This is a genomic window from Micromonospora sp. NPDC048170 (assembly GCF_040652795.1).
GTDB lineage: Bacteria > Actinomycetota > Actinomycetes > Mycobacteriales > Micromonosporaceae > Micromonospora.
The window spans coordinates 233619-257222 of the sequence record NZ_JBEZMR010000002.1; the positions used below are offsets into that span (position 1 = coordinate 233619).

Below are 23604 nucleotides of genomic sequence, written 5' to 3' on the forward strand. Positions count from 1 at the left end.
TCTGTGACGTGCGGGCCCGGGCCCGGCTCCGACGTTCCCCTGCTTTGGAGGCGACAAGATGAGCGGCGGTCTCTACCGCAGCGCGAACGCCGCCCAGGGCGGCGCCGCGCCCGGCCGGCCGTCGGACGGCGCGACGTTCATCTCCGCCGAGCCGCTCAACCAGCCGGCCATGGAGTCGACCGCGCCGCCGCAGGAGCAGGTGGGCGAGGCCAGCGCCGCGACCAACAGCGCGGTGATGGCGATCGGCAGCCTGGTCAGCCGGGGTACGGGCTTCCTGCGCACCCTGGTGCTCACTGCCGCGCTCGGCGGCGCGCTGGTCGGTGACGCCTACACCACCGCGCAGATCCTGCCGGGGATGGTCTACGAGTTCCTGCTCGGCGGCATCCTCACCAGCGTGCTGATCCCGGTGCTGGTGCGTCGGCGCAAGATCGACACTGACGGCGGCCAGGCGTACGCCCAACGGCTGCTGACCCTGGCGGTGCTCACGCTTGCCGCCGCCGCGTTGTTGGCGGTGCTCTCGGCATCGTGGCTGACCTCGCTCTACGCCAGCGGCGACTCGGGTGACGACTACCAGAACCTGGTAGAGAAGCTGTCCTACCTGATGCTGCCGATGATCTTCTTCTCCGGGCTCAGCGCGCTGATCAGCGCGGTGCTCAACACCCGGGGGCACTTCGCCGCCCCGATGTGGGCACCGATCCTGAACAACCTGGTGGTGATCGGCACCGCCGGCCTCTACATCGCCATCTTCGGCGCGGAGATCATCCGGCCGGAACAGATGACCACCGGGCGGATCCTGCTCATCGGTGGCGGCACCCTGCTCGGCGTCGCCATCCAGGCCGCCGGGCTTCTGCCGGCGCTACGCAAGGTCGGCTTCCGGTGGCGGCTGCGGTTCGACTTCCGCGCGCTCGGGCTACGCGAACTGGGCCGGTTGGGCGGCTGGATGTTCTGCTACGTCGCCGTCAGCCAGATCGGCCTGATCGTCCTGTTCAACCTGCTGAACCGGGCAGGTGGCGAGAACGGCGCCGGACCGCTGATCTACAACAACGTCTTCCTGCTGCTGATGATGGCGCACGGCATCATCGCCGTCTCGATCATCACCGCGTTGATGCCCCGGATGAGCGCCGCAGCCGCCGACGGCCGGTACGCCGACCTCGCCGCCGACCTGTCCCGTGGCACCCGCACCGTCTCGGCGGTGCTCGCCCCGATCGCGGTCTGTTACGCGGTACTGGCCAGCCCTCTTTCGGTGATGCTGTTCCGGTACGGGGCGTTCAGCGACGACAACGCCGCCGACACCTCGCTGGTGCTGCTGGTCGCCGCTCTGGCCCTGGTCCCCTTCGCGGTCAGCCAGTTGTTCACCTTCGCCTTCTACGCGCTGCCCGACACCCGCACCCCGGCGCTGATCAACATTCCGGTGGTAGCGCTCCGCATCGGGGTGCAGATCGTCCTGTTCGCCGCCTTCTCGGCGAGCTTCGCCGCCGCCGGAATGATGATCGGCAACGCGCTGTCGTACCTGGCCGCAGCCGTCGCCTCCGCCTGGCTGCTCCGGCCCCGGATCGGTCGCATCGGGTTGGGCGGCATCATGCGCACCCTCGGCCGCGTCGCGGTCGCCACACTCGGGGCGGCCATCGTCGGTCTGATCGTGGTCAAGCTGCTGCCGGGCGACGACACGCCGACCCGCCTGGAGGCGATCGTCCAGCTCGTGATCGGTGGCGCGGTGATCGGCGGGACCTACCTCGGGCTGGCCATGGTCCTGCGGATCGGCGAGATCACCGAGGTCGTCGGCATGGTCCGCCGCCGGCTGGGCCGCTGACCGAGGCCCGTTTCCCGGGCCGCGGGCGGACCGCACTCTCTGTGAACGAGGATCACCAGCCTGGGGATGCGCCTGTGGATAACTCGGGGACCCACCGCTCAACCACCCTGATCGGCCTGTGGATAACCAGCCGTACGGCTGAGCATGGTGGTCCGTTCGGAGGGAACCCGGCGGCATCGGCACGATCGCCGCACCGGCCGGCCCCTCCCGATGGGGTGCTTGCGGTCAACCTCTAGATTGGCCAGTACATGTGCCAGCAACGTGGCTGACAACGGGTGTAACCAGACAAGTCGGCCGCCTGCCGGCAGCTCGGCCCGGGAGCGGCGCGAAGATGACATGTCGGGGAGACGGCCAACCCGGGTAAGGTCGCTCTCGACGGGTACGGCAGGCGCCGACGCTGCGCGTCGACACCGGTCGGCCGGTTCCTTCGAAGGCAGAGCGGGAAGCCACATGCCCAGCAGCGCGGGTCCATCGATCGACACGATCACCGAGGGAGGACGGGTGACCCAGGTCGGCGAAGGTCAGGAGGCGGAGGAGAGCGCTCCTCAGGTCATGACCTTCGGTGCTCCCACGGCCGGTGAGATCCTCGCCGAGCGTTACGAACTGGTCGAGCACATCAACAACGACAGCGCGGGTCGGCTGGTCTGGCGCGGGGTCGACGTCATCCTGCGCCGTCCCGTCGCGGTCGTGCTGCGCTACCCGGGTGGCGACTCGGCGACCGAGATGCTCCAGGGCGCCGTCGCCGCCAGCCGCGTCATCCACCCCAACCTGGTCGGCGTCTACGACGCGATCGACGAGGCCGAGCGGGCGTACGTGGTGCGGGAGTGGGTCGACGGGCAGTCGCTGCGCGAGCTGACCGCCGCCGGCCCGCTGGATCCGGCCCGCGCCACCACCATCGGCAACGCGGTCGCCAGCGCCCTCGCCGCGGTGCACGCCACCGGCATGGTGCACGGCAACGTCCACCCCGGCACGGTGATGGTCAGCGACGACGGCCGGGTCGTGCTGGCCGACGCGCGTACCGACGGCGACGACAGCCAGCAGAGCGACGTCCGCGCGATCGGCGGGGTCCTCTACTTCGCCCTGACCGGGCACTGGCCGCACGCCGAGGCTCCGCTGCGTGGCGCCACCGCCGGCCACGGCCGGGCCGCCATCCCCGACGCCGTCCGCGACGCGGGCGGCGCGATCGCCGCCCCACGGCAGGTCCGGGCGGGCGTGCCGGCGTACCTCGACGACCTCACCATGGACCTGCTCGACGCCGAGATCGAGCCGCCCTCGTCGGACGTGCTCGGGGCCGAGCTGGCCCGGCTGGACGTGCCGGCCGACGAGCAGTTCCTCGACAGCGCCGGCCCGCTGCGCTTCACCGCCGACACCGGCGAGGAGCCGTCGCCGCTGGCCGCCGCCGGGGGCCGCAAGGTCGCGCTCGGCATCGCCGGCCTGCTGGCGGTCGCCCTGGTCGGCCTGCTGATCGGCATCAGCACCCTGGGTGGCGACGACGACCCGCAGACCAACCCGGTCGCCGCGCCCTCGTCGAACGCACCCGTCAACGAGGCCACCCCGGCCGCCGTCACAGCCGGGCCCCTGAAGATCAGCACCGCCCGGATCATCGACCCGGAGGGCGACCGGACCGAGGTCAGGAACGCCGACAAGGTGTTCGACGGAAACGAGGACGAGGGCTGGGAGACCCAGACCTACCGGGGACGGGCCAACTTCGGCAACCTCAAGCAGGGCATGGGGGTCTGGGTCGACCTCGGCAGCGAGCGCACGGTCAAGTCCGTGCAGGTCAAACTCTCCGCCCGGGGCGCCTCCGCCCGGCTGTACGCCGGCACCACCGACCGACCGTCGTCGTCCTCCGGCGACGCCCAACTCTTCGCCGACTACGCGAAGACGGCGATCGGCCAGCCGTTCGAGCAGCACGAGGGCACCACGATGGCCTTCAGCGGCTTCAACGCCGACCAGAAGTACCGCTACCTCCTGTTCTGGATCACCGAGCTGCCTTCGAGCGACGGCGGCTACAAGCTCGGCGTCCAGGAGATCACGGTCCAGGGGTCGTGAGCCGGCCACCGCACCCCGGGCACCGCAACCGCCGGGCGTGGTGATGGGCGTACGCGGGGAACGAGCGGCCGGTGGACCAGTGGACTCACCGGTCGCCTCGTCGGCGCCGCCGTCCGGCGCGACGGACCTCGACCTCCTGCACGCCCACGTGGCCGGCGACCGGCACGCCTTCGCCGAGCTCTTCCACCGGCACCGGGACCGGCTCTGGGCGGTGGCCCTCCGTACGCTCGGCGACCGCGAGGAGGCCGCCGACGCCCTCCAGGACGCACTGCTCTCCGCCCACCGGGCCGCCGGCCGGTTCCGGGGCGACTCGGCGGTCACCACCTGGCTGCACCGGATCGTGGTGAACGCCTGCCTGGACCGGATCCGCCGTCGCCAGGCGCACCCCACGGTGCCGCTGCCGGACGGGGTCCGGGACGCCGATTCCGGCACCGGGGGCGTCGAACCGGCGGCACCCGTCCAGGACCACGACACCGCGCTCGTGGTCCGTCAGGCGCTCGCCGGGCTGCCGCCCGAGCAACGGGCGGCGCTGATCCTGGTCGACGTGCAGGGCTACCCCGTCGCCGAGGTGGCCCGGATCCTCGACGTGGCCGAGGGGACGGTCAAGAGCCGGTGCGCCCGGGGCCGGGCCCGCCTGGCGGCGCAGCTCGGGCACCTGCGCCCCCGCCCTGCGCCGCAGGCGAAGCCGCAGTCCACCACGGAGCAGCCGGCCGAGCCGGCTCCGACGACAGTTCCGAACGTGCCAACCGTCACCCGAGGGAACCCACGGTCGCCCGGGGGCGTCCGATCGGGGTCGGGACGGTCTCGGCGGGATGCCAACCAGGAGGACGCGTGACGGCCGGGGCGTTCAGGGAGGTCGACCACGACCTGCTCGCCGACTATGTCGGCGGGGCGCTGGACGGCACCCCGGACGAGGCGCTCGTCGCCCGGCTGGTCGACGAGGACGCGGACTGGGCGCAGGCGTACGCGCTGCTGGCCCCGGCCGTGGCGGACGTTCACGCCGACCTGGCCGCCTGGGGCGCGACCGCCCCCGAGATGCCGGCTGACGTCACCGACCGGATCGTCGCCGCGCTGGCCCACGCCACCGCAGTCGGCCCCGGTGCCGCAGACCCCACTCCGGAGCACTCCGAACCGCTCCGAACCGAGCCGGGTCACTCCGAGCCGGGTCCTGCGGGGGCGGGCGAGCGGGCGGCGGGACACGATGCGGCACCGGCCGACGGAGAGCCCGCGGTCAGGGTGGGCGCCGGCGTGGTGCCGGCACAGCCACTCGGCGGGTCCGGAAGACGGCCTGCCGGCGTACCCCGGTCGGAGCCGGGCCCTGGCGGGATCACCGGGCCGGGCCGGCGGCGGCGCCGCTGGAAGCGGCTGGCCGGGCCGGTCGCGCTGGCTGCCGTGTCGATCGCGGCGGTCGGGCTCGGTGTCAGCCAGCTCACCAGGAACCAGCAGCTGGACGGAGGCACCGCGGATTCGGCGTTGCCCGGCATGGCAAGCCGCGAGAGCGGCGGTCCCACCGCCGCCACACCGTTCCGGATCGCCGGAGAACCACCGGTACACAGCGGGACGGACTACACGCCGGAGTCCCTGGCCGTCCCTCCGTCGTCGCCGCAGCTACAGCCGTTCACCGGCGGTCCGGCCACGGAGCGGCCCAACGTCCAGGCGGAGGGCGGGCGGCTGCCCGGCATCGCCGCCGGGCTCGGCCGGCTCACCGAACCTGCCGCCCTGGGTGCCTGCATCAGCGAGATCACGGCCGAGCACGGCAACGGTCCGCTGGTGGTCGACGTCGTCGACTACGCCCGCTTCCAGGGTCGCCCGGCGCTGGTCGTGCGCTTCACCGACGCCACGGGCGCGCGCTGGGCCTGGGCGAGCGGGCCGGAATGTGGCGTGCCCGGGTCCGGCTCGGACAGCCGCTACCGCACGCGGGTAGGGTGAATTCGCGGCCACCGGACGTTTGACCGTATACGTGACCTGACCCACCGGAAGGCCGGCTCGGGAATCCCCGGTTCGTACGATGACGTTTTGCACATCAGGCTGCCGGCGTCCGCGAGGGCATCGGCATCGGATCCGGCATCGGTGCGCGCCGATGGCGAACAACACAATCGGGAGACGGCAGTGGACGAGGTCCGCAACCTGATCATCATCGGCTCCGGGCCGGCCGGTTACACGGCTGCGGTCTACGCGGCGCGCGCCAACCTCAAGCCGCTCGTCATCGAGGGCGTGCAGTCCGGCGGCGCGCTGATGACGACCACCGAGGTGGAGAACTTCCCCGGTTTCGCCGACGGCATTCTCGGCCCCGAGCTGATGGACAACATGCGCAAGCAGGCCGAGCGGTTCGGCGCGGAGTTCCTCACCGACGACGTGACGCGGGTCGAGCTGAAGGACACCGGCAGTGTGGGTTCCGACGCCGTCAGCACCGTCTGGGTGGGCCAGACCGCATACCGGGCCAAGGCCGTCGTCCTCACCACCGGCTCCGCCTGGCGCCCGCTGGGCGTGCCCGGCGAGCAGGAGTACCTGGGCCACGGCGTCTCGTCCTGCGCGACCTGTGACGGCTTCTTCTTCCGCAACCAGCACATCGTGGTCGTCGGCGGCGGTGACTCGGCGATGGAGGAGGCCAGCTTCCTCACCCGGTTCGCCGAGTCCGTCACCATCATCCACCGCCGGGACTCCTTCCGGGCCAGCAAGATCATGGCCGAGCGGGCGCTGAGCAACGACAAGATCAAGGTCGAGTGGAACACCGTGGTCGAGGAGATCCTCGGCGACGACGGCAAGGTCTGCGGGGCTCGGGTACGCAACACGCACACCGGCGAGTCCAAGGTTCTGGACGTCACCGGCGTCTTCGTGGCCATCGGTCACGACCCGCGCAGCGAGCTCTTCCGGGGGCAGGTGGAGCTGGACGACGAGGGCTACGTGAAGGTCGAGGCGCCCAGCACCCGCACCAGCGTGCCCGGCGTCTTCGCCGCCGGCGACCTGGTGGACCACACCTACCGGCAGGCGATCACCGCCGCCGGCACGGGCTGCGCCGCCGCGCTGGACGCCGAGCGCTTCATCGCCACGTTGCAGGGCTGAACAACCGAAGAACATCCCCGGAGGAGGGTCATAGTGGGAGCAACGAAATCGGTCACCGACGCGAGTTTCGTCGCCGACGTGCTGAAGTCCGACAAGCCGGTCCTGGTGGACTTCTGGGCCGAGTGGTGCGGCCCGTGCCGCAAGGTGTCGCCGCTGCTGGAGGAGATCGCCGGCGAGATGGGCGACCAGGTCACCATCGTCAAGCTCAACATCGACGAGAACCCGGAGACCGCCCGCGCCTACCGGGTCATGTCGGTCCCGACCCTCACCATCTTCAAGAACGGTGAACCGGTGCAGTCGATCGCCGGTGCCAAGCCGAAGGGCGAGCTCGTCAAGCTCATCGAATCGGCGCTCTGACCAGCACCGACGCACGTCGACCCCGTACCCGGCCGACCGGGTACGGGGTCGACGCGTTTTTCCCGACGTGCCGCACCCGGAGCCCCCGGAGCGCATAACCTTCAACCCGGGGGCCGCCCGGCCAGCAACCGTCCGTGCAGAGGGGGTCGTGCGTGCGTCCGATCCGACCCGGTGACCGTGGACCGGCGGTGACCGAGATCCGTAGGGTGCTGACCGGCCTCGACCTGCTCGCCCCGGCGGCGCCGGACGTCGACGAGTTCGACACGCACACCGAACGGGCCGTGCGGGCCTTCCAGCAGTCCCGGGGGCTCAGCGTGGACGGCCGTGTCGGTGCGGAGACCTGGCGGGCCCTGGACGCCGCCCGCTGGCGGCTCGGCGCCCGCACGCTCTACCACGCCGTCCCGGAGCCACTCACCGGTGAGGACGTCCGCTCGCTCCAGGAACGGCTGCTGGAGATGGGGTACGACGTCGGTCGCGCGGACGCCATCTACGGCGTACGGACCTCCCGGGCGGTCGCCCAGTTCCAGCGCGAGGTCGGGCTGACGCCCGACGGCTCGTGCGGGCCGCACACCATGAACGCGCTGCGCCGGCTCGGCCGCAAGGTCGTCGGCGGGCGGCCCCAGTGGCTGCGGGAATCCGACGCCATCCGGCAGTCCGGCCCGACGCTGGTGGGCCGGACCGTCGTCGTCGACCCCGGCCACGGGGGCACCGACCCGGGCGTGGTGGTGCCGGAGGGGCCGCTGCGGTGGACCGAGGCGGACCTGGTGCACGACCTGGCCAGCCGGCTGGAGGGCAGGCTCGCCGCCTCCGGCGTACGGGTGCTGCTCACCCGCGGGCCGGCGCCGGAGGACTGCCTGCCGGACGTCGGCCGGGCGGAGCTGGCCAACTCGCTCGGCGCCGACGTGTTCATCTCGCTGCACCTCGACGGGCACGACAATCCGGAGGCCGAGGGGGTGGCGACCTACCACTACGGCACCGACAACGGGGTCACCTCGGCGACCGGGGAGCGGCTGGCCGGGCTGGTGCAACGGGAGATCGTCGCCCGCACCGGGCTGCGCGACTGCCGTACGCACGCGAAGGCGTGGGACCTGCTCCGGCTGACCCGGATGCCGGCCGTACGCGTCGAGGTCGGCTACCTCACCTCGCCCACCGACCGGGCCCGGCTGGTGGACCCCCGGTTCCGGGACCGGGTGGTGGAGGCCATCGTCGCCGCCGTGCAGCGGATGTACTTCCCCGTCGAGCGGGACGTCCCCACCGGCTCGATCGACGTGAGCGAACTGCGGGCGGTGGTTGCCGCCGGCACGGTGGTCGACTGAGCCGCACGCGCGTCGGGCCCGGGGGTCCTCAGCCGGCGGTCGAGCGGGTGGCCGAGGCCGGACGGACCGGGCGGAGCAGCGTCTCGGGGCTCATCGAACCGAGCAACTTCTCCAGCGCGTACTCGACGTCCGACTTCCAGCTCAGCGCGGTACGCAGTTCCAGCCTCAGGCGGGGGAAGCGCGGGTGCGGACGGACCGTCTTGAAGCCTACGGAGAGGAAGAAGTCAGCCGGGGCGACGCAGGTGCCGGCAGGGTCGGCCGCGTCGCCGAACTTGGCGTCGCCGAACGCCTCGATCGCCTTGATGCCGCGCTTGGTGAGATCCCGTGCGACGCCCTGGACCAGCATCCGGCCCAGCCCGCCACCGGCGAAGGCGGGCACCACGTTGGCCGTCATCAACAGCGCGGCGTCGGCGGAGACGGGGGAGGTGGGGAACGCCATCGAGCGGGGCACGTAGGCCGGCGGGGCGTACAGGACGAAGCCGGCCGGCATCCCGTCGACGTAGACGAGCTTGCCGCAGGACCCCCACTCCAGCAGTGTCTGCGAGACCCAGGCCTCCTTCTCCAGCCCCGGATCGCCCGCGGCACAGGCCCTGTCCGCCGAAACCGGGTCGAGCTCCCAGTAGACGCACTGCCGGCACGGACGGGGCAGGTCCTCCAAGGTGTCGAGGGTCAAGCTGACCAGACGTCGCGACATTGGCGCATCCCCACCTTCAGGCTCGGAGGCGAGACCGGCACGGAGCGACAAACGCCGCCATCTGCCCCCGACGAGCGATCGTACGCCGTGAGCGGACGCCGCGGGAGGGGACGCGCGAACCCCCCTCCTTCCGGGCCGCCGGCCGGGGTCCGCGATGTGGGCGGCGTTCACGTCACGGTGACGCTTTGCCAGGTGGCGGCTAGGATCGACACCGGCGTCCCGCGTCGCCACGGTCGTCGGTGTCCCGGGTACGCCGGGGCGGGAGCCACCCGAGCAGCCATCGAGGTGATGTCATGACCGGCACGACGCTCGACGACTACACCGACCGGTATGCCCGGCGGGTGCGGGGCATGACCGCCTCGGAGATCCGCGCACTCTTCGCGGTGGCCAGCCGGCCGGAGGTGGTCTCGCTCGCCGGCGGTGCCCCCTACATCGCGGCGCTGCCGCTCGACGCGGTCGGCGAGATGCTCGGCCGGCTCGGTGCCGAGCACGGCGCCACCACCCTCCAGTACGGCATCGGCCAGGGCACCCTGGAGTTGCGGGAGCGGATCTGCGAGGTGATGGCCCTCTCCGGCATCGACGCCGCCTGTGGCGCCTCCCCGGACGACGTGGTGGTCACCGTGGGCGGGCAGCAGGCCCTCGACCTGGTGGCCCGGCTCTTCCTGGACCCGGGGGACGTGGTGCTCGCCGAGGGCCCGACCTACGTCGGCGCGCTCGGGGTGTTCCAGGCCGCCCAGGCGCAGGTCGCGCACGTGCCGATGGACGACGACGGGCTGATTCCGGAGGCGCTGGAGGCGGTCATCGCCGAGCAGGCGCGCGCCGGCCGGCGGGTCAAGTTCCTCTACACCATCCCGACCTACCAGAACCCGACCGGCGTGACGCTGACCGAGGAGCGGCGGGAACAGGTGCTCGACATCTGCGAGCGCGCCGGCCTGCTGGTCGTCGAGGACGACCCGTACGGTCAGCTGGGTTTCGAAGGGGAGGCGCCGGCACCGCTGCGCGCACGGCGCCGCGACGGGGTCTTCTACCTCAGCACCTTCTCCAAGACCTTCGCCCCCGGCCTGCGGGTCGGCTGGATCCTCGCGCCGCACGCCGTCCGCGACAAGCTGGTCATCGCCAGCGAGGCGCAGATCCTCTGCCCGAGCGGCTACGCGCAGGCCGCCGTCTCCACCTACCTCGGCACCATGCCCTGGCGGGAGCAGCTCAAGGTCTACCGCGAGGTCTACCGGGAACGGCGCGACGCGATGCTCGCCGCGCTGGACGACCTGATGCCCGCCGGCACGACCTGGACGACGCCGGGCGGTGGTCTCTTCGTCTGGGCGACCCTGCCCGACGGGCTCGACTCCAAGGCGATGATGCCGCGGGCCATCGCCGCCCGGGTGGCGTACGTGCCGGGCACCGGCTTCTACGCCGACGGCACCGGCAGCAGCAACATGCGGCTCAACTTCTCGTTCCCGTCCCCGGAGCGCATCCGTGAGGGCGTGCGCCGGCTGGCCGGCGTGATGGAGCAGGACATCGCCATGCGGCGGGTGTTCGGCACGGTGGGCCGCCCCGGAGCGCGGCGCGGGCAGGCCGGCGCGGACACGCCGGGACCCGACTTGGCATGATTCCGGCATGGCTCCCACCGCTGCCGACCGTTCTCCCGTGACCGACTCCGCCGTCACCGCCGACCTGCGGGTGCTGGTGCTCGCCGGCGGCCTCTCCTACGAACGTGACGTCTCGCTCCGGTCCGGTCGCCGGGTGCTCGACGCACTGCGCGCGGTCGGGGTGGACGCCGAACTGCGGGACGCGGACGTGGCACTGCTGCCGGCCCTGACCGCCGACCCCCCGGACGCCGTCGTGATCGCCCTGCACGGCGCCACCGGCGAGGACGGGTCGCTGCGCGGCGTGCTCGACCTCTGCGGCATCCCGTACGTGGGGTGCGACGCCCGCGCGTCGCGGCTCGCCTGGGACAAGCCCTCCGCCAAGGCGGTGCTCCGCGAGGCCGGCATCCCGACCCCCGACTGGGTCGCCCTTCCGCACGACCGGTTCTCCGAGCTGGGCGCCGTGGCGGTACTGGACCGGATCGTCGAGCGGCTGGGGCTGCCGCTCATGGTGAAGCCCGCCCAGGGCGGGTCGGGGCTGGGCGCCGCCGTGGTCCGGGACGCCGCTTCCCTGCCGGCCGCGATGGTCGGTTGTTTCGCGTACGACTCGACGGCGCTGGTCGAGCGGTACGTGCCCGGCATGGACGTGGCGGTCTCCGTGGTCGACCTGGGTGACGGGCCGCGCGCCCTGCCGGCGGTGGAGATCGTGCCCCGCAACGGGGTGTACGACTACGCCGCCCGCTACACCGCGGGCCGGACGACCTGGCACACGCCCGCGCGGCTGGGGCCGGAGGTGGCCGACGCGGTGGCCGATGTCGCGCTGGCCGCACACACCGCGTTGGGCCTGCGGGATCTGAGCCGCGTCGACCTGATCGTGGACTCCGCCGGGCAGCCGCACGTGCTGGAGGTCAACGTCTCGCCGGGGATGACCGAAACCTCGCTGCTGCCACTCGCGGTCCAGGCCGCCGGCCTCGACTTCGGCCGGATGATCGGAACCCTGGTGGGCCGCGCCGCAACCCGGCACCCCTGACCGCCCGGCCTCCCCGACGCCGCGCTCATCAGTCAGTGGGCGGCCGAAGGAATTCCTCGGGATGGCCGCCCACTGCGCGTTCTACCGCTCCGGCCGTCTGGTTTCCGTAGTGGGCGCCTCGACTTCCGACTCCTCCGCCGGAGGGGTCTCCTCGGCGAACTCGATCACGGACACCGGCTCGCCCTCCGGTGGATCCTCGTCGACTGCGGGCTGACCCGTGAAGCTGGACGGCGCCTGCCACTGGATACGCGGGGGCTCGACCAGCGGTCGTCCCCCGAATTCCGCCAGCCAGGCGGCAACCATGGCGAGGTTCTCCCGCCACCGCGCCTCCGAGATCGGCGGCAGGATGGAGTCCCACAGGGAGAGGAACGTCCCCCGTAGCTGGAGTTGCCCGTAGGGCCGGGCGAGGAACCACATGTGCAGGTGCGCCGAGCCGTCACCCCAGCGGTTGACGTGCACCCGGGCGACCCCGTCGAGGGACCGGATGGCCCGCTCCAGCCGTACGGTCATCACCCCCAACTCGGCGGCGAGCAGATTCGGCAGGTCTCCGAGGTCCAGATGCGAGCGGGATTCCAGGATCAGCACCATCGGCAGCCCGGTGGGGCGGTCCATGGCGCGCACCCGCCATCGCTCACCCACCCAGATGTAGGCGTCGTCGGGAGCCTTGCAGGTCGTGCATTCCCGGTGCCCCTCGCCCTTACGCGGCGGTTCGACCGGGACCGGATCGTCGAGTTGCTTTACACGAAGGTCGCCCTCGAAGGGAAAGGACGGCCACTGGGTGAAGTCCGGAACGGAGGGAGGGGTGTCGTGCACGACGCTGACACTAACCGGTTCCGGCACCGCTGTCCCCACCCGAACGATCGACCGAGCGGTGTCACACCGGCCGCGATGCGGGGCGGAGAGCGGCTCTGTCCACAGGTATCCACAGGCCGATGAGACCCGAAACACACGCCGTCATCCACAGGCTGACACCCTGTTCTACGCGGGGTTTCACGTGAAACGGGGTGGGCCTGTGGATAACTGCTGTGGATAACTTCCGGGCGTACTTCCAGAAATTCTGACCGAGCCGGGGTCGCCGGTTCCACGTGAAACCGAAGGTGTGGGTGGGCGCGGTTCGCCCCCGCTCGCAAGCAATCGCCGAGACCCGCTGCCTGCCGTCCACCGCTCGCGGATCGCGGAGTTGACGCGTCGGCAAGGCGGGCGGTCTCGGCGGACGGGCGCGACAGCGCACCCGTGGTCGAGGGTTCCGCCCCACGCCCTGCGGCGGAGAGGCGGGCACAAGAGTCTCCGTCTGCTCCCGCAGGATGGCCGCGTCTGGGCGACCGGAGATTCTGCGCTCTCGTTCAGTCGATCGAGAGCCGCCCCGCCTTCCGGTTCTTCCGGTGATGGTGTCGAGCCAGCGTTGTCGGAGGAGCGGTGGGTCCCCGATTCGGCCGGCCCCATATGGTCGGCAGCTGGGTGGAGCCGGCGCCCCGCCAGGGCAGTTGCCGGGACGACCGCCGCGACCCGCTCGCGCAGTGGCAGCCCCACCGCACCACGCCGCGGTTTGGGGGTGGCTGCGTCGGGCAAGGGCGACCTCTTGCCCCATGCCTCCCGGGGTCGAGACCGGGTTGCGGGCGATCGTAGGTTCGCGCCGGTTGGCCCGATGGTCCTCATCTTCGGCGCCGGGCGAACAGGTCGTACCTGGGGACAGTCAACGGCGTGGCGTGGCCAGCGTCTGACGGCCCCTGCCGGGCATCCTGGCTCCCCGGGTCGCCGGCACCGGGTTACTCACCCCGACCGTGTCCAGGGTCCAACTGGAGCCGGGCGACCTTGCCGCAGCGACGCCATCATGCCGGTGAGTCGACCACACGGATCGAAGCTCAGCCCGGCGGAGTTGGTCGACAGGGTTGACGGCACTCCTGACGGCTCGCGCACAGGTTTCGAGTTGGCCGTCCTTCGGAACTTGAAGGGCCCATGCCGTAATCGGAAACCACACCACAGCGCAGCCGTGCGACCCGTGCGCTCCAACGGGTCCACCGCCTCCAACAGCACCCGGTTCGCCCGCTGCGTCGAGAGTCAGGTACACCGCAGAGTGGCAGCAGCGCGAGGCCGGTTTCACGTGAAACCTGCCTGCCCGTGCCTGGTCATCGGGCGCGCCTGAAGCCTGAAGCGGTGCCCTCTGCCTGACCCGCGTACCGGGTTTCACGTGAAACGCCGAACCGCGTTCCGGAGATCGGCTTGATGGTCCGCCGATCGAGCACGACGAGAAGCGGAGGGAATTCGGACGGCCTCCGATGGACTGCCTGCGGCACTGCACGTCCGCCACCTCGCTGGGGACGGGGACCGGGGACCTGCAACGGTCAGAAGCTTGGTGCCTGATTGCCGTACGAGGCCGCGCCGAGCTTCCCAGGCGGGCAAGGCCTGCCTGCGGCTGGACGCCTGGGGGGCGAACCCTGCACTGCGCCGCTATCAACTCGTTCAGGGGGCGTCCGTCGCGGCAGAACGGCCGCCATTGCCGAATCGCAACTCCGGTGCTTTGTTCCAGCGGACCGCCTCATCATCTGGCTGCCGACCCAGCACCCCATCGCCGGCGACGAGCACTCCGGCGATGGTCGTTGAGCCGAGGCGCGCTGACTACCGAGCGCCAGCGGATGCCCGATGCTCGGGCGCCGTCGAGGCTCGTACAGATCGCCCTCGCTCTGGTGACACCAACCGGGCGCTCGATCCGCAGCGCATGAAACGGCCGCGTGCCCCTCAGGGGCACGCGGCCGGCGGTACTGCCGTTCATCGGCACCGAACCCGGCCGTGTGGCCGGGCAGGGTCGACCGGGGGTCAGGCCTCCGGCTCCTCCTCCTGGCTGACGCCGATGATGTCGACGATCCGCTCCAGGTCGTCGACGGTCGCGAACTCGATTGTGATCTTGCCCTTGCTCCGGCCGATGTCCACCTTCACGCGGGTGTCGAACCGGTCGGAGAGTCGGTCGGCCAGATCAGTGAGCGCGGGAGCGTGCGGCCTCGGACGGCGCTTGGCCGACTCCTTCGTGTCTGTGCCATCGCTCAAGGCCAGTGCGACGATCTCCTCGGTCGCGCGGACCGAGATCCCCTCGGCGACGATGCGGAGTGCCAGCTTCTCCTGCGCCTCGGGATCGTCGAGGCTCAGCAGTGCGCGAGCGTGCCCGGCGGAGAGGATGCCGGCGGCGACCCGCGTCTGCACGGGGGCCGGCAGGTTGAGCAACCGGATCGTGTTCGAGATCTGCGGACGGCTCCGACCAATGCGCCGGGCGAGTTCCTCGTGGGTGGCACCGAACTCGTCCAGCAGTTGCTGGTAGGCGGCCGCCTCTTCCAGCGGGTTCAGGTTCGCCCGGTGGATGTTCTCCAGCAGCGCGTCGCGGAGCATGGCGTCATCGCGGGTGTCGCGGACGATCGCCGGGATGTTCTCCCGCCCGACGGCCTCGGCGGCCCGCCAGCGCCGCTCGCCCATGACCAGCTCGTACTTTTCGTCGTCGAGCTGCCGTACGACGATGGGCTGGAGGAAACCGACCTCCTGGATGGAGGTCTTCAGCTCCTCCAGGGCGTCCTCGTCGAAGACCTGGCGGGGCTGCTTCGGGTTCGGCACGATCGCGTCGACCGGGATCTCGGCGAACCTGGCACCCGGCACCGGGTTGAGCACGGGCTGCGGTTCGGGCTGCGGCGCCACGGCCGGGCTCGCCGCGGCCGGCACCGCCTCCGTCGGCGCGACGGCGGCAGCATCCGCTGGCGACGTCTCAGCCGTGGGGACCGGCTCGGCCATGGTGGTCGGCTCGATCACCGCGGTCGGCGCCGGCCCGGTCGGGATGAGCGCCCCCAGGCCCCGTCCCAGACCGCCCCGAGGACGGTTCTTCATGCCTTGCCTCCCAGCGACTGTTCCGCACTACGCATTCCGGCTCACCGGCTCCTTGACGCCACGCTCGGCGATCTCCTGGGCGGCTTCGAAGTAGCTCGTCGCCCCCCGCGATCCCGGATCGTAGGTCATCACCGACTGGCCGTAGCTGGGTGCCTCCGAGACACGGACGTTGCGGGGGATGACCGCCTGGAGAACCTTGTCGCCGAAGTGGTTCCGCACGTCCTGCTCGACGGCGTCGGCCAGCCGGGTACGCCGGTCGTACATGGTGAGCAGGATGGTGGAGACGTCGAGCTTGGGGTTGAGGTGCTGGCGGACCAGGTTGATGTTGTTGATCAACTGGTTCAGCCCCTCCAGCGCGTAGTACTCGCACTGGATCGGAATCAGCACCTCCTGCGCTGCCACGAGCGCGTTGACCGTGAGCAGGCCGAGCGAGGGCGGGCAGTCGATGAAGACGTAGTCGAAATGGCCGGGGTAGGCGTCGATCGCCCGGGCCAGCCGGGACTCACGGGCGACCACCGACACCAGCTCGATCTCCGCGCCGGCGAGGTCGATCGTCGCCGGTACGCACCAGAGGTTCGGGATGCCTTCGACGCCCTGGGCGACCTCCTCCAGCGGCACGCTGTTGATGAGGCAGTCGTAGACGTCCGGCACGCCGGTGTGGTGCGGGACGTTCAGCCCGGTGGAGGCGTTGCCCTGCGGGTCCAGGTCGACCACCAGCACCCGGTTGCCGTGCAGGGCGAGTGCCACCGCAAGGTTCACCGTGGTCGTGGTCTTCCCCACGCCGCCCTTCTGGTTGGCGACGCACATGACCCGGGTCCGCTCCGGCCGAGGCATTGTCACCTCGCCACTCGGATTCAGGATCTGCACGGCGCGCATCGCCTCCATAGCCAACGGTGGGTCATCCTCTTCGCGCGTCGGGGTTTCACGTGAAACGTACGCGGCCTCGGCGGCGGTGGCCCCGTGGGAGCCGGCCGGGGACGCGGGCGTGTCCGTGACGGGAACGGGTTCGGGGGTCGAATCCGGCACCGAGTCCGGGGTGGGTTGCTGCGGCACGGACTCGAATCGAGCCGAGGCCGAAGCGTTGCGCCGGAGGGGAACCACTCGACCGCCGGCCGCACTGCTGGGACGTGGCCCGGGTGCCGCGCGCGGCGCCGAAGGCTCCGACCGGGTGGGCTCGAACCCCTCCGGCGGCCGGGTCGACGGGCCGCGGGACGGCCCGTCGGCCGACCAGCTCGGGTAGTCGGTTTCACGTGAAACCGGGTCGCCCGCTGACCCGGTCACGCGTGGATCGTCGTACCTGCCGTCGTCATGCACCTGTCATCCCTGCCCGCTTCGGATGGTCGGTCCGCACCCCGTCAACTGGCCGCACGCGACTCGCACCGCGGAGCGTACGGCCCGGCGGGAGTGGCGGGACCGGTGAACGTCCGTTGCCGCCCGCTCCACACTATCGACGCGCAGCCAGCCTACGGCTCACAGGCGCAGCCGGTCCACGTCGGGTGCTCATCCTTCCGTCCACCGGTACCGGTTCAACGACGCAACCGCCGGCCGGGAAGCCGGTACGCGGGCACCCGGCGTGGGCCGGGCAGAGACTCAGCGCCGCCGGGACTGGCCGCCACGCGACCGCTTGGCGGCCTTCGGTCGGGCCGGCCCGACCATCCGCTCCCGCACGATCTCCACCACCGTCGTCGGCGGGTCGATCAGTCCCTCGCCACAGCGGTACACCTCGGGCGCACCGCCACCCAGCCCGGCCACGGTCTGCGCGTGCTCGGCGACCTCGTCGGCGGCGGACGCGCCCTTGAGGGCGATCAGCCGACCGCCGCGCACGGCCAGCGGCAGGCACCACGTCGAGAGCCGGTCCAGTGGAGCCACGGCACGCGCGGTCACCACGTCCCCGCTCAACGGGCCGACGCCCGTCGACCCGCTCGCCGCCTCGTCGGCCCGCCCCCGGAACACCCGGACCATCTTCGCCAGCCCGAGGTGCTGCACCGCCTCGATGAGGAAGGAGGTGCGCCGGGCGAGCGGTTCGATCAGGGTCACCGTCAGGTCGGGTCGCGCGATGGCCAGCACCAGGCCGGGCAGCCCGGCCCCGGAGCCGACGTCGAGCACCGTCGCGCCCTCGGGAATCCGCTCGGCCACCGCCGCGCAGTTGAGCAGGTGGCGGTCCCAGATCCGGGGCGCCTCCCGCGGACCGATCAGGCCGCGGAGCACACCGTCGGTGGCGAGCAGTTCGGCGTACGCGGCGGCCAGCTCGATCCGGTCGCCGAAGAGGGTACGCGCCGCACCCGCCAGCTCCGGCGGCAGCACCGCGTCGGTCGGTGACGGTGCGGCGTCGGGGCCGCCGGACGGGGCCGCCGTGCCGTCGGAGGGCACAACGGTCGACTGCCCGGTATCGGGCGTGACCGCCGGCGACTGCGCGGCCTCGGGGGTCAGGGTCGGCTCGGGCCGGACAGGGGACGGCCCGGGCGGCGTACCACCCGGGCCGTCCACGGCACCGGCCGTGGTGTCGTCGTGGATCACTCGGTCAGTCCGCCGGCCGGACGATGATGCGCCGGTTCGGCTCGACGCCCTCGGACTCGCTCTCCACGCCGCTCATCGCGTTGACCACGTCGTGCACGCACTTGCGCTCGAACGCGGACATCGGCTCCAGGCGCACGGGCTCGCCGTGCTCCTTGACCTTCTCGACGGCGTTCTTGGCGACGGCGGCGAGTTCCTTGCGGCGGGTCGCGCGGTAGCCGCCGACGTCGAGCAGCAGCCGGCTCGGGGTGCCGGTCTGGCGGAAGACGGCAAGCCGGGCGAGCTCCTGGAGCGCCTCCAGGGTGGCGCCGCGCTGACCGACCAGGTTCTGCAGCCGGCCGCCGACCACCTCGACGACGGGGCGACCGCCGGAGACCAGTTCGTCGATGTCGCCGTCGTAGTCGAGGATGTCGAGCAGCCCCTCGACGTAGTCGGCCGCGATCTCGCTCTGCCGGAACAGCTCGCTCTCGCCGACGGTCTTCTTCTCCCGGGTGCCCGACTCCTCGTCGGTCTCCTCGGTCCCGCCGTTGGCCGCGGTCGGCTCGGTCCCCTCCTCGTCCAGGGACTTCTCGGCGTGGGGGGTGCTGGTGTCGGTCACGGTCTCATCTCCGTACTCGCTCGGCCGGACCGTCGGGTCCGCTGGTTTTCCGTGGCCGGCGGGAGGTCGCCGGTGCCCACGGGCACGTCTGTCGTACGGGCAGTCTCACCCGTGGGCCGCGCCGCGCGCGGCGGTTCCGCCCGGCGCCGGCCGTACGGCGGCTGCACGATGCGGAACGGGCCGCCGCCGGTAGTTCCGACGGCGGCCCGGAGGTTCTCAGCCCTGCCGCTTGGCGGGGCGGCCCTTCTTGGGGTTGGCCGGCTTGGCGCCCGGCTTGGGGCCGGCGACCTTCGGCGTGACCGGCTTGGCCGGGGCCTGGGGGGCCGGCTTGCCGCGGCCCAGCAGGCCGCCCGTCTTAGTCGGCTGCACCGGCTTGCGGGCCGAGGTGCCCGGCTTGCTGGTGGCGCTCGGCGGCGGCGGGAACTTCCGCAGCACCCACTGCTGCTGGCCGAGGGTGAAGAGGTTGTTCGTGACCCAGTAGATGATCACGCCGATGGGGAAGATGGCACCGGAGATGAGCAGCGACAGCGGGATGCCGTAGAGCATCAGCTTCTGGATCATCCGCTGCTGCGGGTCCTCGGCCCAGCCGGTCTTGAGGATCATCTGGCGGCTGGTGAGGTAGGTGGTGCCCATCATCACCAGCACCAGGATGCCGGCGATGACCTTCACGGTGGTGCCGTTGGCGCCGAGCCGGGCCAGTTCCTCGGCGGTCGAGCCGAACTTGCCGGCGATCGGGGCGGTGAAGATCTTGGCGGCCGAGGCGCTCTCGAACTGGGTCACCGTCCAGCCGTAGAGGGTCTTGCCCCCGTTGGCCGGGTCGAGCCGGCGGAGCACGTGGAAGAGGCCCAGGAAGACGGGAATCTGGAGGAACATCGGAAGGCAGCCCATGAGCGGGTTGGCCTTTTCCTTCCGGTAGAGCTCCATCATCTCTTTCTGGAGCGTCTCCCGGTCACCCTTGTGCTTCTCCTGCAGCGCCTTCACCTGCGGCTGGAGCGCCTGCATCGCGCGCTGCGACTTGATCTGCTTGACGAAGACGGGGAACAGGATCACCCGGACGGTGACCACGAGGAAGACGATGGCGAGGATCCAGGACCAGGTGGTGCCGATCACCGCCGCGTCCGGCACCCCGATGGCGTCCCAGGCCCCATGCCAGGCCAGCAGGATCCACGAAATCGCGTAGTAGATCCAGTCGAGACTCAATTCTCAGGCTCCAGTCACATCGGCACGGCGGCGGTCGCCCGGCTCAGGCACCGGGTCGTGTCCACCTGGATGGAAGGGGTGGCAGCGCAACAACCGCCGGGCCGTCAGGCCCGCTCCCCGGATCGCGCCGTGCACCGCCACCGCCTCCAGGGCGTAGGCACTGCACGACGGGTAGAACCGACAGCGGGCCGGCAGAGCCGGACTTATCCACCGACGGTACGCGATGACAGGCCCGCTCAGCACCCGGGCACCGATCGTCGTCGGCCGGGGCCCGGTCGGTCCGGCGGTCACCGGGACCGCCGTCCGCGGGGCGCCTTTGCGGCGGCGATCGCCGCGTCCAGGTCGGCACCGAGCCGCGGGTACGACGTGTCGGCCGCGGCCGGCAGCGCCCGTACGACCAGGGTGCTTCCCGCGGGCAGACCGGTCAGCCGCTCACGGGCCAGGTGTCGCAGGCGACGCCGGACCTGGTTGCGGACCACGGCGTTCCCGACGGCCTTGGACACGACGAAGCCGGCGCGGGCAGGTACGGAAGGTTGCTCCGTACCGCTGCTCCGCGCCGGCTCCGGCGAGGCTGCTGTCGCGGCGTCGGGGGTTGTCGGCAGGCTCAGGTGCACGACGACAGCGCCACGGCCGGCGCGGCGACCACCCCGGACCGCTGCGGCGAAGTCAGTGCTGCGCCGCAGTCGCTGTGCGGCCGCCAGCACGACTGTTCACGTCCCCCCGGACCTGACCCGGTCGGCCTCAGGCCGACAGGCGGGTGCGGCCCTTGGCGCGACGGGTCGAAAGGATGGCGCGGCCGGCACGGGTGCGCATGCGCAGCCGGAAGCCGTGGGTCTTCGCGCGGCGGCGGTTGTTCGGCTGGTAGGTGCGCTTGCTCACGTCAGGCTCTCCGTTTTCGTACGCCCCGGGCGAGGGGTCGCCGGGATCGTGTGGTGGTCCAGGCCACCTCGGCGGTGGCCCCCGATCGGTGCTGCCCGGCGACGCGGGACCTCGGCGATGCGGGGATGCGACCGCGGACAGCAAGCACGTATCACCCTAGCAGAGGGCGAGAGAGCAGCCGTTCCAGCCTACGCAGGGCGGCATCCACCGTCAAACACCCCCAGCAGGGGTGGACATCCGGCCCCACCAGCGACCGATGCGGCGGTTTTCGCTGATGTCGACAAGGGTCGCCGCGCGTCGGCGGTTGATGGCGCGCGGACAACGCTGTTACCGTGCCCGATTGCGGTCAGCGTCGAAAGGTCCGGTCGTCGCCGGCGGGCAAGACCGGACACGGTAGTGAATCGTTCGGCACGGTGAACCCGCTTCAGCGCCCGTTCAGGCAGGGGGCAGGTCCGACCCGCGTCCGGCGGGCGGCCACAATCGGTGCGTACACAGGCTGTGGATAACTTGTGGACGAGGACCGGTCGGTCGTCCGGTGGGTGTCGTTTCCACCCGCGCGAACGTGGCGGGCCCGGGACGGCCGACCGGAGAAGACGGCGGCGTCGGCGGAGCAGAGGCGAGGGGGGCACGACGGTGACCGGGACGACCGACCTTGCCGCGGTGTGGACGGCGACGACCGATGAACTCGCCGACGAGATCATCTCCGCGCAGCAACGGGCGTACCTGCGGCTGACCCGCCTGCGGGCCATCGTCGAGGACACCGCACTGCTCTCCGTTCCGGACGCCTTCACCCGGGACGTGATCGAGTCCCGGCTGCGTCCGGCGATCACGGAGGCGCTCACCCGCCGACTGGGCCGGCCGATCCAGGTCGCGGTGACCGTACGCGTGCCCGAGGGCGGCGCCGTCCGCCCGGCGGGCACCGTCTACCGCAGTGGCCCCGAGACCGGGCCGGCCGACCAGGACGGCGGGCCCGGCGACTACGCCGACGCGCCGGTGGGCTTCGACGGGATGGTCGGGCAGCGCGAGGGCGCGGCCATGGAAGCCGGACAGCCGCCACTCATCCCCGAGCAGGCGCACCCCCAGCGGCGGCCCGACGCCTCGTCCCCGTCGCCGGACGACGACGGGCACCGGCCGGGCGACCGGGGCGGGCAGGAGGCCCTGTTCAGCACGGCCTTCGCCGAGCCGCCGCGGCCCGACCGGTCGGCGCCGGTCCGGCACCCGGCCGACCGTCGGGGCTACGACGACCAGGCCGCCGACACCCGGGGGTACGAGCCGCGTTACCGCGAGGACGCCGTCTCCCCCCGGGACCAGCACGTGATCCGGGCCATACCCCGGGACACCGGCACCGACAACGGGCCCGGGCGGGGTGGCGCGGACCACCGGCCCGGCGGGCGGGACGACCGCCGGCTGCCCGGCACCGACGGTGGCGGCAACCGGCTCAACCCGAAGTACATGTTCGAGACGTTCGTCATCGGCTCGTCCAACCGCTTCGCCCACGCGGCGAGCGTCGCGGTCGCCGAGTCGCCGGCGAAGGCGTACAACCCGCTGTTCATCTACGGCAGCTCGGGGCTGGGCAAGACGCACCTGCTGCACGCCATCGGGCACTACGCCACGACGCTGGGCAACGCCCGCTCGGTCCGGTACGTCTCGACCGAGGAGTTCACCAACGACTTCATCAACTCGCTCCGGGACGACAAGACCAGCGCGTTCCAGCGGCGCTACCGCGACGTCGACATCCTGCTGATCGACGACATCCAGTTCCTGGAGAACCGCGAGCGCACCCAGGAGGAGTTCTTCCACACGTTCAACACGCTGCACAACGCCAACAAGCAGATCGTGATCACCTCCGACCGGTCGCCGAAGCAGCTCGCGACCCTGGAGGACCGGCTGCGTACCCGCTTCGAGTGGGGGTTGCTCGCCGACATCCAGCCGCCGGACCTGGAGACCCGGATCGCGATCCTCCAGAAGAAGGCGGCGCAGGAGCGCCTCTACGCCCCGCCGGACGTGCTGGAGTTCATCGCCTCGCGGGTGTCGAACTCGATCCGGGAGTTGGAGGGCGCGCTGATCCGGGTGACGGCGTTCGCCAGCCTGACCCGCTCGACTGTCGAGTTGTCGCTGGCGGAGGAGGTGCTGCGGGACTTCATCCCGGACGGCGCCGGGCCGGAGATCACCGCCGACCAGATCATGGTCTCCACCGCCGACTACTTCGGGGTGAGCCTGGAGGACCTGCGCGGCCACTCCCGCTCCCGGGTGCTGGTGAACGCCCGCCAGGTGGCCATGTACCTGTGTCGGGAGTTGACCGACCTGTCGCTGCCCCGGATCGGGCAGGCCTTCGGCGGCCGGGACCACACCACCGTCATGCACGCCGACCGCAAGATCCGCCAGCAGATGGCCGAGCGCCGGTCGCTCTACAACCAGATCGCCGAGCTGACCAACCGGATCAAGCAGAACACCTGAGCGACGGCTTCAGGTCGCAGCGCGGCGGCGTACGCGCCGAACTGAAGCCGCCGTCCGCGAGGACAGAGAGCCACCGACGCGCCCGGCCGGACCATCGGCCGGGCGTTTTTTCGTGCTCTTCTTCGTTCTCCACAGCCGGCCTCGCTTGACCCTCGACATGGTGGAGACCACATCATCTGAGCCGTGT

The 23604-nt window shown here is 71.7% G+C and carries 19 protein-coding genes and 1 pseudogene; 10 read left to right on the plus strand and 10 right to left on the minus strand.

Going from position 1 to position 23604, the window contains the following annotated elements; all coding sequences use genetic code 11:
* The first annotated feature begins 58 nt into the window (after positions 1-58).
* The 7 genes from murJ (at position 59) to AB0D32_RS04640 (ending at position 8598) form a co-directional block, all read left to right on the plus strand.
* Positions 59-1810: a murein biosynthesis integral membrane protein MurJ gene (gene murJ / locus AB0D32_RS04610; RefSeq protein ID WP_357084864.1), complete on the plus strand. Its 1752-nt coding sequence runs from the start codon at positions 59-61 to the stop codon at positions 1808-1810.
* A gap of 450 nt (positions 1811-2260) precedes the next feature.
* Positions 2261-3862 (plus strand): protein kinase family protein, encoded by a 1602-nt coding sequence (locus tag AB0D32_RS04615; protein ID WP_357084867.1) that lies wholly within the window; start codon positions 2261-2263, stop codon positions 3860-3862.
* A 79-nt stretch (positions 3863-3941) separates the two neighbouring features.
* Complete coding sequence (gene sigM, locus AB0D32_RS04620) at positions 3942-4697, plus strand: RNA polymerase sigma factor SigM (protein ID WP_357084870.1); 756 nt, start codon at positions 3942-3944, stop codon at positions 4695-4697.
* Positions 4694-5791 carry a hypothetical protein gene (locus AB0D32_RS04625; RefSeq protein WP_357084873.1) on the plus strand — a complete coding sequence of 366 codons (1098 nt, stop codon included), beginning with the start codon at positions 4694-4696 and terminating at the stop codon, positions 5789-5791. Before sigM ends, AB0D32_RS04625 begins: the two co-directional genes overlap by 4 nt.
* A 180-nt stretch (positions 5792-5971) precedes the next feature.
* Positions 5972-6925 (plus strand): thioredoxin-disulfide reductase, encoded by a 954-nt coding sequence (trxB, locus tag AB0D32_RS04630; protein WP_357084876.1) that lies wholly within the window; start codon positions 5972-5974, stop codon positions 6923-6925.
* A 33-nt stretch (positions 6926-6958) separates the two neighbouring features.
* Positions 6959-7282, plus strand: coding sequence for a thioredoxin (gene trxA / locus AB0D32_RS04635; RefSeq protein WP_357084879.1), 324 nt, complete (start codon positions 6959-6961; stop codon positions 7280-7282).
* 152 nt (positions 7283-7434) lie between these two features.
* Positions 7435-8598 carry an N-acetylmuramoyl-L-alanine amidase gene (locus tag AB0D32_RS04640; RefSeq protein ID WP_357084882.1) on the plus strand — a complete coding sequence of 388 codons (1164 nt, stop codon included), beginning with the start codon at positions 7435-7437 and terminating at the stop codon, positions 8596-8598.
* A 28-nt stretch (positions 8599-8626) separates the two neighbouring features.
* Here AB0D32_RS04640 and AB0D32_RS04645 read toward each other — a convergent pair whose 3' ends face one another.
* Positions 8627-9292 carry a GNAT family N-acetyltransferase gene (locus tag AB0D32_RS04645; RefSeq protein WP_357084885.1) on the minus strand — a complete coding sequence of 222 codons (666 nt, stop codon included), beginning with the start codon at positions 9290-9292 and terminating at the stop codon, positions 8627-8629.
* 293 nt (positions 9293-9585) lie between these two features.
* Here AB0D32_RS04645 and AB0D32_RS04650 point away from each other — a divergent pair, with 293 nt between their 5' ends.
* Both AB0D32_RS04650 and AB0D32_RS04655 read left to right on the plus strand, forming a co-directional pair.
* Positions 9586-10899: a PLP-dependent aminotransferase family protein gene (locus tag AB0D32_RS04650; protein ID WP_357084888.1), complete on the plus strand. Its 1314-nt coding sequence runs from the start codon at positions 9586-9588 to the stop codon at positions 10897-10899.
* A gap of 7 nt (positions 10900-10906) precedes the next feature.
* Positions 10907-11905, plus strand: coding sequence for a D-alanine--D-alanine ligase (locus AB0D32_RS04655; RefSeq protein ID WP_357084891.1), 999 nt, complete (start codon positions 10907-10909; stop codon positions 11903-11905).
* Between the two features lie 204 nt (positions 11906-12109).
* On the opposite strand, the pseudogene AB0D32_RS04660 reads toward AB0D32_RS04655, so the two are convergent.
* The 9 genes and pseudogenes from AB0D32_RS04660 to rpmH form a co-directional block, all read right to left on the minus strand.
* Positions 12110-12718, minus strand: a pseudogene (locus AB0D32_RS04660) (hypothetical protein); the annotation flags it as partial.
* Between the two features lie 2001 nt (positions 12719-14719).
* On the minus strand, positions 14720-15769 hold the full coding sequence (locus AB0D32_RS04665; RefSeq protein WP_357084894.1) for a ParB/RepB/Spo0J family partition protein: 1050 nt from the start codon (positions 15767-15769) through the stop codon (positions 14720-14722).
* 27 nt (positions 15770-15796) lie between these two features.
* Entirely contained in the window at positions 15797-17083 is a 1287-nt protein-coding gene (locus AB0D32_RS04670) for an AAA family ATPase (protein ID WP_357084897.1), read from the minus strand.
* 276 nt (positions 17084-17359) lie between these two features.
* Positions 17360-18073, minus strand: coding sequence for a 16S rRNA (guanine(527)-N(7))-methyltransferase RsmG (gene rsmG / locus AB0D32_RS04675; protein ID WP_357085663.1), 714 nt, complete (start codon positions 18071-18073; stop codon positions 17360-17362).
* A 217-nt stretch (positions 18074-18290) separates the two neighbouring features.
* A complete protein-coding gene (locus AB0D32_RS04680) occupies positions 18291-18881 on the minus strand; it encodes a R3H domain-containing nucleic acid-binding protein (protein ID WP_357084900.1) in 591 nt (196 codons plus the stop codon).
* Between the two features lie 216 nt (positions 18882-19097).
* On the minus strand, positions 19098-20081 hold the full coding sequence (gene yidC / locus AB0D32_RS04685) for a membrane protein insertase YidC (protein ID WP_357084903.1): 984 nt from the start codon (positions 20079-20081) through the stop codon (positions 19098-19100).
* A gap of 3 nt (positions 20082-20084) precedes the next feature.
* Positions 20085-20324, minus strand: coding sequence for a membrane protein insertion efficiency factor YidD (gene yidD / locus AB0D32_RS04690; RefSeq protein WP_357085665.1), 240 nt, complete (start codon positions 20322-20324; stop codon positions 20085-20087).
* Between the two features lie 44 nt (positions 20325-20368).
* Entirely contained in the window at positions 20369-20785 is a 417-nt protein-coding gene (rnpA, locus tag AB0D32_RS04695; RefSeq protein ID WP_357084906.1) for a ribonuclease P protein component, read from the minus strand.
* Between the two features lie 37 nt (positions 20786-20822).
* Positions 20823-20960 (minus strand): 50S ribosomal protein L34, encoded by a 138-nt coding sequence (gene rpmH / locus AB0D32_RS04700; protein WP_067300964.1) that lies wholly within the window; start codon positions 20958-20960, stop codon positions 20823-20825.
* 633 nt (positions 20961-21593) lie between these two features.
* Between rpmH and dnaA the strand changes: the two genes are divergently transcribed.
* Entirely contained in the window at positions 21594-23417 is a 1824-nt protein-coding gene (dnaA, locus tag AB0D32_RS04705) for a chromosomal replication initiator protein DnaA (RefSeq protein WP_357084909.1), read from the plus strand.
* The last annotated feature ends 187 nt before the right edge of the window (positions 23418-23604 follow it).